Below are 15,962 nucleotides of genomic sequence, written 5' to 3'. Positions count from 1 at the left end.
GCGCGTTTATAGATCGGCCCATTAACCACTTAATAGGAGGAATGGTCATGCAATATGGTTATTTTGATGGAAAAAACAAGGAATACCTCATTACCAAGCCGAATACGCCTGCCCCTTGGGCGAATTACCTCGGCTCGCCGGAATACGGTGCAATCATCTCAGGTAACGCAGGCGGCTATAGCTTTGTAAAGTCTGGCGCAAATGGGCGGCATATCCGCTACCACTTCAACTCTAAGGACGAGCCCGGACGCTATATTTACGTGAGAGATTTGGAGAACGGGGATTATTGGTCCGGCTCTTGGCAGCCAGTGGGTAAAGATCTGGAGCAATATAAGTCGGTATGCCATCATGGAACCGGATACACGAACATTGTCTCGGACTACGATAACATCCATACAGAATCATTATATTATGTACCACTGAACAAAACCTATGAGGTGTGGCGCATGAAGGTGCGCAATGATGGCTCCAAAGCACGCAAGCTGGCTCTCTTCGGATTTGTTGAATTAACCAACAATAACAACTATGAGCAGGATACCGTCAACCTTCAGTACACTCTGTTTATTTCACGGACCTACTATAAAAATAATATGATCCTTCAAGTCATCAATGAAAACACCCCCGAAGAACAAACCTGGAGATTCTTCGGCGCTGCAGGTGCAGAAGTTACCGCTTATGACGGTGACCGGGATACGTTCCTAGGCGATTACCGCAGTTATGGCAATCCGGCCTCTGTTGAGAACGGCCAATGCTCCAATTCATTAAACTACAATACTAACTCCTGCGGGGCCCTGCAGATTAACGTAGATTTACAGCCGGGAGAAGAGAAAGAAATCGTATTTCTACTGGGACAGTATGATGAGAAAGGCGCTTCCGAGATTCTCAGCCATTATAAGGACTTGTCCGTGGTAGATAAAGAACTCGAAGAGTTAAAAGCATTCTGGCACAGCAAGCTTAACCGCTTCCAGGTCCAGACACCAAGCGATAACCTGAACAACATGATCAACACTTGGAATGCATATCAATGCTTTATCACTTTCATCTGGTCACGTGCAGCCTCCTTCCAATACTCCGGTCTTCGTAATGGACTCGGATATCGGGATACCGTGCAGGATATTCAAGGCATCATTCATCTGGATCATGAGATGGCCCTTGAACGTCTAAGACTGATGATATCCGCCCAGGTTTCCAACGGCGGTGGACTTCCGTTGGTGAAATTTGATCACAATCCTGGGCATGAGGGCACACCGGATGATCCAGAATACGTGCGGGAAACCGGTCACCCCCATTATCGGGCCGATGACGCTTTATGGCTGTTCCCCACCGTCATTAAATACTTGAATGAAAGTGGCAACTGGGATTTCACAGATGAAATAATCCCTTATTCGGATAAAGGCGAGGGGACAGTGTACGAGCATTTGCGCCAGGCACTTCAGTTCAGTCTGGATCGTATGGGCGCACACGGCATGCCGGTTGGGCTTCATGCCGACTGGAACGATTGCCTACGGCTTGGAGCCAAGGGTGAGTCGTTGTTCGTCGCATTCCAGCTGTATATGGCATTCAAGGTGTTCATGGAAATTGCACAAAATAAGAACAAGCCTGAAGATATTCAATGGGCCCAGGGCCTGCTTGATGAGCTGGACGATAACATTCAAAAACACGCTTGGGAGAACGATCAATTCGTCCGCGGATTTACCGAAGACAACTATACCATCGGCTCCTGGGAGAATGATGAAGCCAAGATCTGGCTCAATCCACAAAGCTGGGCCGTATTAAGCGGCGCAGCCCGCCCGGATCAGGCGAAGCTCGCCATGGACAAAGTGTATGAGAATCTGCGGACCGATTACGGCACTATGTTATTCTACCCTCCGTTCCGTGAATACGGTTTGCCAGTAGCGTTGATGGCTCTTTTCAACGCCTCAACTAAGGAAAACGGCGGCATCTTCAGCCAGCCGCAGGGATGGCTCATTCTGGCGGAAACCATGATCGGCAACGGTGGGCGCGCGTTCGAATACTTCCTGAATTGCAGTCCGGCCAGCATGAACGATAAGGCTGAAATCCGTAAACTCGAGCCTTATGTACATGGCCAGTTTGTCGAGTCCAAGGACAGCCCATATCAAGGCCGGGCGCATGTCCACTGGCTGACCGGCACCGCTTCAACCGTGATGGTCTCCTTGGTGGAAGGCATTATGGGGGTTCAACCGCAATTTGATGGCCTTCGCCTCAACCCGTGTGTTCCTTCCGACTGGACAGACTTTTCCATGGTCCGGGAATTCCGTGGGAAGAAGCTGAACATCCAGGTGGAGAACAAGAAGGGTGTACAAAAAGGGGTTACCCATATCGTTATTAACGGTGAAGAAATTCAAGGCAACCTGATCCCGGTGGCCAAAATGGCGCCAGAAAACAACGTGCTCGTTATTATGGGTTAAGGCGTATTTATGAGGAATAGATAGGAGGACGGACCCGATAAGGTGCGTCCTCCTGTTTTTACAATTAGAACGAGGCTTGTACACTTGCCTTCCGGCTCTATGACCGCGATTGAGCTGGATACAATTGACGAAAAAAAGACTGCCGGGACCTTCCCGACAGCCTGAACTCATTCTCATAATTGGCAAACCAAGTTTCTTCGCCTGTAACAATCCTCTACAACCTCGGGTCGATCTCTTTCTCTTTCGTTACCTCGAATAACAGGTTTGCTGCAATTTGCTTGTAGTCCTCGTTGTCAGACGAGATCTCATCCAGCTTCACTTCTAGCATTTGTCTGCCCAGCCGGTGTTCGATTAAGGACGTCCGAAGCTTAGGAGCGATATTCTTCTGTTTCATCAGCTTGGCATACTTATGTGGAAACTTGTAGTCGTACCCGTAGATGATCGACAGGTAGCCCGGATTGCGGACCTTCATATATGGGACTACTCCCTGCTGTTCTTGCTCCGGTTTGATTACAATTCCCTCCATATGTTTCTCTACCGTTATCTTTGCGAAATACTCCTCTGCTCTGATGTAGGCATCAGGCTCTTTCAAGTCCAAAACCAGAGATTCATCATCATTTAAGAACCTGTATAATTCGGAGGTTTTACCGTCAGGTACCCGTTCAGCACCATTCTCCAGTACTTCCTTCAGGATTGCAAAAGGTTTGTACGCTAATTCTGCATCACCCGCATACAACTCCAGTTGCTGCTTGTATACTCTGTAAGCTTCCTCACGCTGGTCAAGATCTACATACGATTCTCTTATGTCACGGACATACTTAAAAGTCTGATAAACATGAGACCCATAGTTGTTGTTAAGCGCCTCTTTCGACATATGGTGCTGGTCTTGTTCAAACCCGCTTGCTTCAAAATCCTGTATCAGTTTACCCAGTGACTCCTCAAATCCATATTGTCTTAAGAAATCCAGCTCTGTCTCCAGCGCCTTGCTAATCGGCCGGAACTGACGCTCAATTAACCCATCCCCCAGCGCTTTCCAAGGCAGCAGCTCGCCATCCAGTAAAAGCACACGGATCCCCTGCTCAGCCATATAGGTTCCGAATCTATGCAGCAGTTGTTCGTAGATAGGCGTCAGATCGACCGCCTTAACCTTGTAGCCGTTCCGGCTAATTGCGTAACACTGCTCTATATCCCGGTAAAGGTACACACTACAGCGTGATCCCATATATTTAGGCTGCAGGACGACTTCAGATATACGACGCTCGGCATAATAATCCAACCCTTTTCGCAGAGACTCAAGCTCACCGGCAGCCATATCCTTATCCGCAGGTGACATCGTCCCGGAGATGAAGTTGACCCGGTTCTGCGAGGAATACTGCAGTCTGCGCACAGACTCGTAATCAAGCTCTAACAAGGATACAGTTTGCTTTTCCCGGAACAGGATAGGTAGCTCTTCGTGCACCGTAGTCACATGCGATTTTTGACTTTTATAGAAAGGTTTAAACGACATGCGAACAGAAGTTAGTTCATTACCCTGCGCACTCCCTGTGTCGAGGTGGAGTTTGTTTTTGATCCGAAAAGTCTGCTTGGCTGCAATATGTCCGAAGAGATGCAAGGGGTGATTACTCACAGCCTCTTGCTTTAGGAAATCAAGCTGTTCCTCAAAGGAAACCTCACGATCCAGCCGAAAGTTACGCTGATGGCGTAGTGAATTCGTATCCAGCTTACCAATGTACTTATTACGGCAAGGAGCATGAGTAACATAAAAAGAAGGACCTTGCATACCTATATAGCGGTAAAAGGGCTGAGATTGCTCCACTAAAGCCGAAAATTTACTAAAAAGCGCGGTATCCTCCTTAAGCACTTGGGTGGAATCAAAGTACGTTCTTAGCAGTTCCGGATCGGTTCCTTGAATCTCACCCTTTACGTACTTGTATACAAAGTTCTCGTGATTGCCCATAACAAATAGGAAATGCTCGCGGTTATCAAATAAGAACTCAATCGTCTCCCGTGTCTTTTTGCCCTTATCAATCCAGTCACCAGCAAGAATGACTCGTGTGTTACTGAGCTTATCTGTTGCACTTAACTTACCTTCGTGCACCCTGTAGCCGTAATTATGTAATAGTCCCTGAAGCTCTTCGACGCACTCATGAACATCCCCAACCACAATATACTCTTGTGCTTGTAGAAGTACCGTAGATGCGTAAGTATCCCAATCCTGTATAATCACCCGGTAGTCCGGGTTAGGTATCCCTTCACCCTCGAGAATAAAATCTTTAGCACGCACTTTATGAATCTTATTGTAACCTTCCCGTGACAGAACAGGCAGGACTTCTTTTCTCAGCCGGTTTAAATGATTGGAGATCAGCTTCTTCGAGCGCTCCGAGACGTAGTAATCCTCCCGTTTACGGTAATCAAACAGAATAACCTCCAGATTATAATTATTTTGCCCGGCGATCTCACGGACTTTACTACGGTAATCTTCGGATAGCCCAATGGTATCCATCACCACAAACTCCGCATTAATCGGAAAAGAAGTGACTAACTTCAATCTCTCAAACAATAATTGAAAGGTATGCGAACTCGCCTCCAGCATAACCTGATCATACTTATCATAGTCGTAGCCCAATATCTCCTGGCGGATACTATCCGAGGATAAATACTGCACATTCGTACGTAAACCTTTGGAGGCATCCTCTAGTTTTAACTGCGGGATCAGAACTTCTTTAGCAAAAGTTGATTTCCCGCATTCCGTTGCTCCTACAAGCAGAAATATGGTATGTACACGCGTTTGAATTTCCACTGTCTACTCCTCCTTTCTTCGCACAATAGCGCATTGCGTCGTACGGATCTCGCCAACCCGGTCACCAACCATCAAATATTCAACCTCGACTGCTAAACCTTGAACCGTATCCAAAACCCATTGCCCGAACGCTTCCTGTCCCATTTCCCACTTGTGATCTTCATGCCGGAATCCTTCCAGCTCATAGTAACGATTGAAATCAGCATTCGGTGTCGTCACAATAAGCTGTTGAAAATTCACATTACCGATTATTTGCTGAATAAGCTCTGCCGCTTCACCCTCACTCATGTGCTCTACAACTTCTGTTAGAATCACATCAACCTGCTCCCCATTGTACGACTCCAGAAAATGGTCCAGTGAGCCAAAGGTTGCAATGTTATCAATGTCCTTAGCTTTCGCTTTCCGATTCACAACCTCCAGCAACGCCTCGGCTATATCTACCGCATAATAGGTGCTCTCTATTTTTCCGGCAAACGGAATTGCATAGAAACCTTCTCCGCAGCCGATGTCCAGAATCGGCTTATTGAATGGAAGCACACTCGAAATAAAAGTACGCCGCTGCATCGCAGTACCGCCATACTCCAGCCCAATAGAATACTGGTCTGTTTGTTCGATGGAGGCTTTATATCGCTTGAACCGTTCCTTAGAGGTAAGGAAATTCCTTGCAAATAGACTTCTTATATAAAAAGGTGCATCAATGACGTTAAGGCTGCGGATATATTTATCCAAAATAGCATCCGAAATATCTATGTACTCATCCCCAAATATGGATAAGAACAAGGACAGCACACCAACAACATGTAAGAGGTGATACAAGCTTTTATGTGTGGTAATCGTCAGCGAATAGCTCTTATGTGCCTGATGCTGCAAGGAGAAGGTATAGCCCTTTAAATGCTTTTGGAAAAATTCAATATAGTGTATCCGCTCAACCTGAACCATATTGATGAAAAAAGAATGCTCATATCCTTCCGCATCCCGTTCATCCTGAGCTTTGAAGGGTGTAGAGAAAAACTCATTGACCGTATTAAGCGGAAATAGAGGTGTATTAAACCGGGAGACATTTAAATACTCAAAGCTCTCGCTTCCGTTCTGCTTGTAGGATATATCGTTATCTGCGTCCTTAAAATAAACGTTATAAGTTGCCTCATCAGAATACCATCCATAAGCCAATCCCTGACGAACCGGACGAAGCTGCATACCTGTCACTGGATTTTTTTTAATTAAAAAAGTGAATTTTGGATTCGTAGATTTCAGTTGTACAATAGCCACTACCATCTTCCTCCTATCAATCTTTCTATAGGGCCCGTCCCCATACTTCCTGTAAAGCTTCTCGAAATAGAGCATCCAGCTGATGATCTCTGTTGTTCTCCTTAGCATTCAAGGACGCCGCCACCTTATCCAACACTTGGAACTGTTCTTCTAAATAATCGTTAATCGCGGTTAGCTGCGGCTCGTAGTCTAGTTCCTCACCGGATTTTTTTCGTGCCAGCAATTGCTGAATCACCTGCCACAGCTCTTCATCCTGCGGAATAAGCCGCTCTACCAGTACATCGAACTCCATCGGCGGCATCTCTCCATATCGGTGAGTCCATTCACAGGCTAGAACGGGACGAAGTACATAAAAGTACTTTTTGATCTTGACCTGTTCGCCTTGCAAATAATCACGGTAGTTCCCTCTTGCCATGTTTAAGTAATGGTACATACAAGACTTCGGTGAAAATGTGTACGGGGAAATGCTTCTAAGCTTCTCTGCTGTACTGTACTTTTCTGCATATTGAATGGGTGATTGCAGCCACTCCAGCAGCGGTGGATTAGACTTCCGAAATAAATTCAGTGCTTTCCGCAAATCCCAGCCATTGATATCAAGCATATTGTTAATAGGACGCTCGATCACATCCCGCTTATCAAAAATAGATAGATACCATTCCGGTTTATGCAGATAAATAAATCTCACATCATAATCACTGTCCTGCGATGGGAATCCCCACGCCCGGCTGCCTGATTCGCAGGCATACAATATTGTAACTTGCTCCTCCTGTTCAATCTGTTCCAGCTGCTCACGGATAAGCTTGTTTATAGGATCCATCTTCATCCCTCCAGATCGGTTACTTCCCTATTCTCTACCCTTGTTACTATTCGAACGCCTCATCAGAATTGCTTCGGCTTCATGGATCTATCTTCGCTCATCTTCCCTGTAACGAACAGGGCGGAAGTATGGCGGCGGCCAAAAACACTTCCATTTTATTCAACTCTGGTGCTTAATATAATGAGTACTACTATTTTTAATGGATTCGCTACAGGCTGGAGGGATACAAATGGCCCGGGAAAGTTTTGATAAGGAGATTCAATTTCTTCGCATGCTCTCTTTAGCGGGGGGAGCTTACAGCAGACAACAATTCGCCGATCGTCTCGGCATTTCTGTACATACCTATGACAAAACGCTGCGCAACCTGAAGGGCATGGTAACCGTCTTACAACAGGACCTGTCTACAGAACAAGGAACAGAACTCTCTGAGTGGCTCCGCTATAACTACTATGAATCTGCCGACCCGCTGCTCCTGTTCTTGTTCCGGGCGAAGTCGCTTAAGGAAACGGAGAGCATCCGGCTTACTCTATTATTAACTGCTCTTCAGACTCAGGAGCTAACAGCTAAAGATCTACAGGATGTCTGCAGTGAGCAAATGCCAACCCATTATCCAATGCCCGATGAGAAGACCATCCGTGGAGATCTGAAATACCTTGAGGAAGTTGGCGTTATTCTTCGTGTAAACGAAGGTCGCCCTTATCGATACAAGGCTGCTAACGATCTGATTGATCAATTATCCGGCGATCAGCTCTTGGATCTTTACGACTATGTTGATGTCATCGCCAACACGCAGACTCCGTCTGTGCAAGGATATCTGCTGCGCGACACCTTAAAAAAGGTCCTGCGGAAGCGGGGTTATAACCTCGAAGCTACGGAAACCCATAGATACAAATATAATTATCATTCACGTATTCTTGATGAGGCACACCTATATACGATATTTGCAGCGATTCAGCAGCGAAAAAAAATCAAGTTTCTATATCTATCCCCTAAAAAGGGCAAAAACTACGCCTCTCAGAATACCAATCCTCTCTTTGAGCGGGAAACAAGGGGCGTCACAGAAACTGTTCTTCCGCTCCGCGTCATCTATGACCATCAATATGGGCGCTGGTATTTAATCGGACATAATTCACGTATGGGCATCATGAAATTCCGAATGGAGGGCCTTACTCAAATTGAGGAGGGCGACACTGTGGAAGAAGCAGAGTTTGCTCTGAAACTCAGCAATCTGGAAGAACAGATGACAAACAGCTGGGTTATAGATACCACCCGTGCGATTAAAGTGGTGGCAAGATTTTATAACCCCAATCGCCCGGGTGTTAATTTTATTCGGGAGCGGGTTGAAGCGCAGGGACAGTGGGGAGAAATTACGGAAGAGTCCGATTCTACATTCCTTTATGAGATCACAGTGAATGGTATTTATGAAATTAAGCCGTGGTTACGAAGCTTTGGTTCAAGCTGCGAGGTATTAGAACCCCCTTGGCTGCGTAAGCAATTTATCGCTGAGTGGAAGGAGATTCACAGCTATTATGAATCCATTTGAGAAAATATTTAACTTCCAAATCATTTCACGCCTCGACGAAGTGGGTTCATTAGCGCTGACCTCCCAGGAACGTTCCTGGCTGAAAACCATGTTAATGCACCCGGCCTCAGAAGCAGCTTTTACACTGGATACCTTAAGTAAATTGAACTCCATATTGGAGGCAGAAGCGTCCACAGAAGTGCAGGGAATTATTATGGAGAAAGCTAAAAGCAAAGAGCGGCAGGTCTATCATCCAATGCTTCGTACACTCCGCCGTATAATCATGCAGAATCAAGCGATCCTTATTACTTTCCATATTAAGCATGGAGGCCAACGAACTGACCAAACCGGGTTCCCTCATAAGCTGGAATACAACATGTATAAGCGGGAGTGGTATCTGCAATGGTACAGTACCCGGCAACGTTCTCTTATGTCCACTAAACTAAAAAACATTGTTTCTGTCGAAGCAGCTCCCTTCCCTGCCAAACGGATTGATGACTTAAAAACAAGGATAACACGATTATTAGAGGATCAGAAAGAATGTGCATGTATTCAAGTCATTCCCACCTTTAATGCTGAGCTGTCACGAATTCTGTACGCCTTTTCCTGTTTTGATAAATCCGTGTCCTTTGATGAAAATTCGGGCATCTATCGAATCAAAGTCATCTACATGAGAGACGATAGCGAATTTCTATTGTCCAAAATCCGTTTTCTTGGCCTCCGCGTAAAAATCGTCGAGGGTGAGCATCTTAAGCGGCGCATGCTGAAATCCGCAGCTATGGCGATTGACCGGTATGGGGAATAACCGAAGAATTAGTATAAGCTGGTCAACTATCCTGAAGTGCTGAAACGTGCTTATATAGTAAAGTAAAGGACACGGTTAAGGTGTCTTTTACTTACTTACAGCAGCTTTCTTAAAAACTGAGAGGTTTATTCTCATGAAAAGAAAATCCGTCTTATGCGTATAGTCAAGATAAAAACTCAGAGTTAGTGAGGGGATTAGAAGTGGGAAAGAGAGTTATAGTGAAAATTTCAGAATTGACCAAAAAACATAAGATTTCCCTACGAGAATTATCCAGAATATCCGATGTCCGACATGCCGCATTAAGTGAGTTAGCTAATGGAAAAAGGGAGAATATTAACTTTAGTCATATAGGCAAAATTGCAGAAGCTTTAAATATTGAGGATATTCGTGAGATTATTGATTTGGTTGATGATAAAGATTAATCAAATCAACACAAAATTAATAGTTTTTGAATCGACAATAACTCAAGTAATAAGATCATAAGAAAAAGCAAAGAAAAGCGACCCCTACAGGTCGCTTTTCTGCTTTTCTGATCTCCATATTAAAGTAGAGGCAGCCATTCCCCTATTCCAGCTTCATATAGTATAGATTCGCCGTACTATCTTTTGTAATGGTATGTGCACCTGCGGCTAGAGAGACAGTGGCAATGCCATTGGTTATAGGATAACTTGTTCCATCCACTTTGATTTTCGTTCCCTCTGTGTTGAACACTAGGGTTAGCGTTGAAGCTTTAGCAGCAGTGAATTGAATGCTGGTAACACTCTCGATTTTTAGACATTGGGTTAGGGTTAAACCCTGATAGGCCACAGTTCCCTTACTTGTTGAGAGATTGCCTTGAATATTGAAGAAGCTGCTTGTTGTTCCATCCGTAGTAAAGTTGTGAACGGTTGCTCCCGCTGTCGGCACTGGCGTTGTCGTCGGTGCTGGAGTCGCTGTTGGTACAGGAGTTGCTGTTGGAGCTGGGGTCGCTGTTGGCACAGGAGTTACTGTTGGCGTAGGTGTTACTGATGGCGTAGGTGTTACTGATGGAGTCGGAGTCGGGTTCGTTGGGTTTGAATTCCCCCCTACAGAGACAAGTCCCGTTGTGTAGCTTCTGATTGCAGACATCAGCGCTGTATTAAGCGCATACGAAACGTCATCCACTGAATCATTAAATTCCCATGTGAAGTCTCCGCCATTCAGACGTCCGGCTTTTGCCATAACAATCTGTTCAACATTGTTTACGTTATCAATATTAGATACGTTCACTCCTGTATTTACGCTCGTGTCGAAGTTGTTATAGGCTGTTCCGCCTTTTAATGCTTTGTATGAGCTTGGGACGGTTTCATTTCTTGACGAAGCTAAGTAAGCATCAAATGAGGTAACATTAGCAGGAGCTGTCCCTGTGTTTGAATTCGCATAGATGAGACTTGAAGCCTCTACAATAAGATTGTTATAGGCTTTAATCACACCTCCATTTTCGCCTGAGAATGTGCCCTCCCCTAAAGCATCTGTACCTTGTAAGGAGATCATCATTGGAAACTTAGCATGTCTAAAATAATTAGATTCTACAAAAGCTGAAGCACCTGTAGTAACACCCACACCGTATTTGGAGATACCATCGAAAAAGTTGTTATAGATATGGACGGATGCCACTCTAATCCGCGGATGACGGGAGTCCGAATGGTCAAACCAGTTGTGGTGGAAGGTAACAAAAAATTCAGCCGGCTCACTCAAACCAACTAGCGAAGATTTTCCGGAATCCCAGTAATGGTTGTAAGAGATTGTAATATAGTTGGATCCATTTTTAAGGTCTGTGGAACCGTCGCCCTTGGCTTGGTCTGCATCGCCTCCAGCAGCTCCATAAAAAATATCATTATTATGCACCCAGACATTCATATTGCCAGAATCCATTGAAATGCCATCGTCGGGGAATAACATTACACCCAGGTTTCTTACTTCCACATTACCTACATATCTTAGAAGCATTCCCCAACCGTATGCGTAAGCATCATTTCCGATACCTTCAATAGTAATATTCATTTCCGAATAATTGTTTTTACCTTTGACTTCAAGATACCCACTGCTGTTAAGCTGTCCACTCAGATCAGCAGCTGTAACTTTTCCGATAATTCGAATCGCAAGTGGAGTTGTATCATAGCCTTTTTGTCTCAGTGCCAGAATACCGCCCAGGCCAACCCCTGTTTGTACAGCGCCGGAGCTGTTGATTTTCACACCAAGGGTTACGGTTTGCGCAGTCTGAGATGTTATATACAGCACTTGAGCACCATTCTTGAGGGTTCCATTCTCATTATAAGCCCCTGATCCCGTACCATATTGCGAGCTAGTCGAAAAAGCAAATCCTGAGCGGTCATATGACGTTACGGATAGTGGATTTGAAACCGCACTTACCGTCCCCCCCCCTGACAAGGTAGCTTCAACTTTCATCACATAATTTCCGGCTGCAAGCCCTACAGCATCGGCTCTCCAGTAGGAAGGATATTTGCGGATTAACTCATTATTAATTTGTTGATACCCAGAATCCGCTGCACTTGCCAATTTAACATAAACGTTATACCCTGTCGCATTGCTTACAGGTGACCATTCCACATATGCCGTTTCATTCCAGCCTCCACTGCCTGTTACCGCAAGACCAGCAGCATGCACCACCGTATTTGTCCATCCACCTACTATTAAAGAAAGAGCAAGAGAAAACAACACAACAATACTGGTTACCTTTGCAACTCTTTTTTTCATTTTATTTCCTCCCGATTTTAATTTGTTGCAGATATCATTGTAACCGCTTGCAAAAAATGAAGTTTCTCTTTTCACCTCCTAAATATTTAGAAAGAGATCCTGCATCTAGCCCCTGTCCCCCTTCGAAAATAATACAAATTCTGGAACCAGAACACGTTCAACATATCAAAACTAAAAAAGGTTCCGAAACAATCATTTACTCATATCTCCCATATCTAACCGTGTTCTGAGCTAATGATTATAGGACAGCGAATGGATTGTGATCATACAACACGAATAGCCACACAGTAGCCAGCACATAATAAAATTCACAACCATTAGGTAATCAAGGAGGAATTTTCAATTGAGCGCAAATAAACCAGACAAGAATCTGATCAACACCGTAAAAGATTTGGAAGCCACGCCCGTAAACAGCCTGGAAGCCCAACAGCAACAACAAGCCCGTAATGATCGCCGCAAGCAATCTCAGCATGACAGCGACGGAAAATTCACGGAAAATGAAACCGGGAACTTTCATTAAAGTCGGGGATAATGTTGGCATCTTCTTTTCAAGCTGCAATAACGTAAAAAGACACCCTTCAAGGTGTCTTTTCTTTTACTACCTATGGAGCCGCATCATAATGTATTTTCCTCTGATCAATACGTATCAACTGCTCATCCTGTAATCCAAGCAATGATTTTGTCACGGTCTCACGCGCCGTTCCTGTCATATCCGCCAGGTGTTGATGCGTTAATTTCAAATCGATTAGAACACCTTTATCAGAGGGCACTCCGTGCTGTTCTGTTAGACGCAACAACACGTGAGCAACTCCAGATAGAACCAGATAGTGCTCCTCTCCCTCTTCACCCTCAAAAAAGATGGACTCTCCTTTTATATAAGTACGCTCGCCACATACCTTAGCAATTTCAGCTAATTATTCATCATCAAGATGTTCAAAGAACGGAAAATCCCCTAACAGTTGGGTTTGTGATTGAGTATGTTTCACAAATTTTCCAAATGCACCATCGTAAAATGGAAGGTTTTGGTTGCTGAGAACAAGAATAAAGTTAAGATTCTAAAATTCAAGAAGTGAGTTGATGAACATGAGTGATAAGATGGTGGCTGTTTTAAGAAGACAGTTTGATCCAACCGTAGAAATGTTGAAGAATCTTATCGAAGTATGTCCTGATCATTTTTGGAAGAATGCCAAGCATAAATACTGGAAGCATATATTCCACGCTACAACCAGCATGAAATTTTGGTTTAGGCAGCAGAAGGATGAAGAATTCAAAATACCTGACTTCGGTAAAGATATAACAGAAGACTTAGATAAGGAGTGCTCTGACTACCCTACTAAGGAGGAAATGACGACGTACCTAGAGGAGATATTGAGTGTGGCTCGTAATTTTTTTGCTGAACTTACTGACGGCAGATTATTGGAACCATGTGTACTATACGAAGAAATAACTAAAACTGATGTTATCCTCATGCAGATAAGGCATGTTCAACATCATATAGGTTATTGCAACAGCATATTGAATTCGAATCACCTACAAACAGCAAAGTGGCTATGATAAAATTAGTGACCGAAATCAGCTTCTTTACCACGAGGAGTGTTATTTAGTATGGTTTATGAATTTGATAGTGAGATAAGGCTGCTGGAAGGTAAAATGAAATGGAAAGTAGTCTATTTCCCCTATTCAGTAAGGGAGATATTCAATACTAATGGTAAAGTACCTATTCAAATCTCTGTTGACGGGCACGAATTTGACCATACTTTATTGCCGTCAAAGAATGGGCATTATTTTGTTTATAACGAATTTATTCGAAGAGCAGTACAAAAAGAGCTCGGTGATACATTACATATAATACTTAAGAAATGTGAGGAAAATCGTAAACTGATTGTACCTGATTACATTACTACAAACCTTGAAGAGTACCACATGCTGAATACATTTCTAAACCAGCCTGATTACATTAAACGAGAGCAGATTAATTATATTGAGCTTGCTAAAAAGGAAGATACAAAAAATAGACGAATACTAACTCTAATCGATAAACTTAAGGATTAATAAAGGGACGACAATAAAGTTGAGGTAAAATAAAGACATCAGAGTTAAGCAACGAATAAAATGAGCACAAAACTTTAAAAAATCACAGAAAAAGCGATGAGAAACAATCCTCATCGCTTTCACATTACTAAAACCAGACTTGTTACAGCAAACCTCTGCCATAGTAATAGGTGATCGTTTAAGAGTCAGCAACCCTCTGCCCCCTTACGTGGTGCTGGCACGTCGATTAGCAAGCGCCATAGCAGCGGCGTAGCCGGAGCTCCAAGCCCATTGCAGGTTATAGCCGCCGCAATCTCCATCCACATCCATCACTTCACCTGCCAAATACAGCCCAGGGACTAACTTAGATTCTAACGTTCCTTCGATTAGCTCCGTCGTATCGATGCCACCGGCTGTTGTTTGTGCATTCGTGAAGCTATTGGTATCGGTCACTTTAAATTCCCAATGCTTCAAGATTCGATAAAATATTTTCTTGGTTTTCCATGATAAATCCATACAAAGCAAGTGCGGCTGTTGATCAATTCCAGCCTCCTTCAGCAGAACTGGAATCAGTTTCTTGCTGACGATGCCCACAAAAGAATCGGCAACCGTCCGGTGTCCGAAGATCCCCCAGTGGATCTCCAGAAAATCAATTAACTCTTCCTCCGTCCGCTCCGGCATTAAATCAACCGACAATGTCACCGATTCTCCTATTCCGAGATTATACGCAGCCTTTCTGCTGAGCTGAAGTATGGGCGGGCCCGAGATACCATAGTCCGTAAAAAGAATCTCACCAGACTCAGTGCGGATGACTTCATTGTTTACGATAACATGGGCCTCTCCCTCAAATTTGATGCCCGATAGTTCCTTCAAATACGGATAATCCAGCTTCAATTGTACAATGCCTGGCACCGGGTTGATCAGGGTGTGCCCCAGGCGTTGGACAAGCGTATAACCGGATCCGTCCGTTCCCGTTTTGGGAGCGGTAAGGCCGCCTGCACATAGAAAAAGATAGTCGCTGGTATACACAACCTGTTCCTCTGTCTCCGTCTGGCAGGTTATCGCGAACCGCGGATGTCCCGCCGAAACGGTAACATCCAACACTTTATGTTTATAATATACGGGAACATTCCGATCCTCCAGCGCCAGCTTAAATACACCCGGCACCGAAGCCGCCTGCAGCGACATCGGATACATCCGGCCATTCTCCAAGCTTACAAAAGGAAGCCCGAGTGAGGAGAAAAATTCGATCGTTTGGCGGACACCGAATTGCCGCAATACATGTATTGGGAATCCTTCCTGATTACTGTGATACTTGCGTGATAAAGCGGCCGCTTCATCCGTACCGGTGGCGGTGGATTGGTTCGTAATGTTGCAACGCCCGTTACCCGTCGTTATTATTTTCTTCCCAAGCCGGTCATTGCTTTCAATAATTGCTGTATCAATACCTTGATCCCTCGCTGTAACTGCAGCCATTAGACCTGCAGCACCCCCACCGATAATGAACAGCTCGTGGTGCTTAGAAGTCTGATCCTTATACATGTTAATTGATG

13 protein-coding genes are annotated in these 15,962 nt (G+C 44.5%); 7 read left to right on the top strand and 6 right to left on the bottom strand.

Annotated features, from left to right (window positions below; all coding sequences use genetic code 11):
* The first annotated feature begins 47 nt into the window (after positions 1-47).
* Positions 48-2,429, top strand: a complete 2,382-nt coding sequence (locus tag MKY54_RS01050; protein ID WP_076192607.1) for a N,N'-diacetylchitobiose phosphorylase — start codon at positions 48-50, stop codon at positions 2,427-2,429.
* A gap of 214 nt (positions 2,430-2,643) precedes the next feature.
* Here MKY54_RS01050 and MKY54_RS01045 read toward each other — a convergent pair whose 3' ends face one another.
* Genes MKY54_RS01045 through MKY54_RS01035 form a run of 3 tightly spaced genes read right to left on the bottom strand, consistent with a single transcriptional unit; the run spans position 2,644 to position 7,315 of the window.
* Positions 2,644-5,229 (bottom strand): metallophosphoesterase, encoded by a 2,586-nt coding sequence (locus MKY54_RS01045; protein WP_339189117.1) that lies wholly within the window; start codon positions 5,227-5,229, stop codon positions 2,644-2,646.
* Positions 5,230-5,232: 3 nt separating this feature from the next.
* Complete coding sequence (locus MKY54_RS01040) at positions 5,233-6,498, bottom strand: class I SAM-dependent methyltransferase (RefSeq protein ID WP_076192611.1); 1,266 nt, start codon at positions 6,496-6,498, stop codon at positions 5,233-5,235.
* Positions 6,499-6,523: 25 nt separating this feature from the next.
* On the bottom strand, positions 6,524-7,315 hold the full coding sequence (locus MKY54_RS01035; protein WP_076126909.1) for a nucleotidyltransferase domain-containing protein: 792 nt from the start codon (positions 7,313-7,315) through the stop codon (positions 6,524-6,526).
* Positions 7,316-7,544: 229 nt separating this feature from the next.
* Between MKY54_RS01035 and MKY54_RS01030 the strand changes: the two genes are divergently transcribed.
* From MKY54_RS01030 to MKY54_RS01020, 3 genes are all read left to right on the top strand, one after another.
* Positions 7,545-8,858 carry a WYL domain-containing protein gene (locus tag MKY54_RS01030; RefSeq protein ID WP_339189116.1) on the top strand — a complete coding sequence of 438 codons (1,314 nt, stop codon included), beginning with the start codon at positions 7,545-7,547 and terminating at the stop codon, positions 8,856-8,858.
* Positions 8,845-9,642 carry a WYL domain-containing protein gene (locus MKY54_RS01025; protein WP_339189114.1) on the top strand — a complete coding sequence of 266 codons (798 nt, stop codon included), beginning with the start codon at positions 8,845-8,847 and terminating at the stop codon, positions 9,640-9,642. The genes MKY54_RS01030 and MKY54_RS01025 overlap by 14 nt, the downstream gene beginning before the upstream one ends.
* A gap of 200 nt (positions 9,643-9,842) precedes the next feature.
* A complete protein-coding gene (locus tag MKY54_RS01020) occupies positions 9,843-10,064 on the top strand; it encodes a helix-turn-helix transcriptional regulator (RefSeq protein WP_076126905.1) in 222 nt (73 codons plus the stop codon).
* A gap of 142 nt (positions 10,065-10,206) precedes the next feature.
* On the opposite strand, the gene MKY54_RS01015 is transcribed toward MKY54_RS01020, so the two are convergent.
* A complete protein-coding gene (locus tag MKY54_RS01015) occupies positions 10,207-12,378 on the bottom strand; it encodes a pectate lyase (protein WP_339189112.1) in 2,172 nt (723 codons plus the stop codon).
* A gap of 343 nt (positions 12,379-12,721) precedes the next feature.
* On the opposite strand from MKY54_RS01015, the gene MKY54_RS01010 reads away from it, so the two are divergent.
* A complete protein-coding gene (locus MKY54_RS01010) occupies positions 12,722-12,898 on the top strand; it encodes a hypothetical protein (protein WP_169744731.1) in 177 nt (58 codons plus the stop codon).
* Positions 12,899-12,980: 82 nt separating this feature from the next.
* Here MKY54_RS01010 and MKY54_RS01005 read toward each other — a convergent pair whose 3' ends face one another.
* On the bottom strand, positions 12,981-13,178 hold the full coding sequence (locus tag MKY54_RS01005) for a helix-turn-helix domain-containing protein (protein ID WP_076126901.1): 198 nt from the start codon (positions 13,176-13,178) through the stop codon (positions 12,981-12,983).
* Positions 13,179-13,461: 283 nt separating this feature from the next.
* Between MKY54_RS01005 and MKY54_RS01000 the strand changes: the two genes are divergently transcribed.
* On the top strand, positions 13,462-13,932 hold the full coding sequence (locus tag MKY54_RS01000) for a DinB family protein (RefSeq protein ID WP_179086836.1): 471 nt from the start codon (positions 13,462-13,464) through the stop codon (positions 13,930-13,932).
* A gap of 51 nt (positions 13,933-13,983) precedes the next feature.
* Entirely contained in the window at positions 13,984-14,430 is a 447-nt protein-coding gene (locus MKY54_RS00995) for a YdeI/OmpD-associated family protein (RefSeq protein ID WP_076279925.1), read from the top strand.
* Between the two features lie 204 nt (positions 14,431-14,634).
* On the opposite strand, the gene MKY54_RS00990 is transcribed toward MKY54_RS00995, so the two are convergent.
* Positions 14,635-15,951: an NAD(P)/FAD-dependent oxidoreductase gene (locus tag MKY54_RS00990; protein ID WP_076126895.1), complete on the bottom strand. Its 1,317-nt coding sequence runs from the start codon at positions 15,949-15,951 to the stop codon at positions 14,635-14,637.
* Positions 15,952-15,962 lie beyond the last annotated feature (11 nt).

Source organism: Paenibacillus sp. FSL P2-0121 (assembly GCF_037975345.1).
GTDB classification, from domain to species: Bacteria; Bacillota; Bacilli; order Paenibacillales; family Paenibacillaceae; genus Paenibacillus_AQ; species Paenibacillus_AQ odorifer.
Note: the sequence above shows the minus strand (reverse complement) of the source record. Positions and strands in the feature narration are given on the sequence as shown.

Bases quoted from the DNA above. Each gene is read 5' to 3' on its own strand.
- MKY54_RS01025 (WP_339189114.1), top strand. From the start codon at position 8,845: ATGAATCCATTTGAGAAAATATTTAACTTCCAAATCATTTCACGCCTC.
- MKY54_RS01035 (WP_076126909.1), bottom strand. From the start codon at position 7,315: ATGGATCCTATAAACAAGCTTATCCGTGAGCAGCTGGAACAGATTGAA.
- MKY54_RS01000 (WP_179086836.1), top strand. From the start codon at position 13,462: ATGAGTGATAAGATGGTGGCTGTTTTAAGAAGACAGTTTGATCCAACC.
- MKY54_RS00995 (WP_076279925.1), top strand. From the start codon at position 13,984: ATGGTTTATGAATTTGATAGTGAGATAAGGCTGCTGGAAGGTAAAATG.
- MKY54_RS00990 (WP_076126895.1), bottom strand. From the start codon at position 15,951: ATGTATAAGGATCAGACTTCTAAGCACCACGAGCTGTTCATTATCGGT.
- MKY54_RS01015 (WP_339189112.1), bottom strand. From the start codon at position 12,378: ATGAAAAAAAGAGTTGCAAAGGTAACCAGTATTGTTGTGTTGTTTTCT.
- MKY54_RS01050 (WP_076192607.1), top strand. From the start codon at position 48: ATGCAATATGGTTATTTTGATGGAAAAAACAAGGAATACCTCATTACC.
- MKY54_RS01030 (WP_339189116.1), top strand. From the start codon at position 7,545: ATGGCCCGGGAAAGTTTTGATAAGGAGATTCAATTTCTTCGCATGCTC.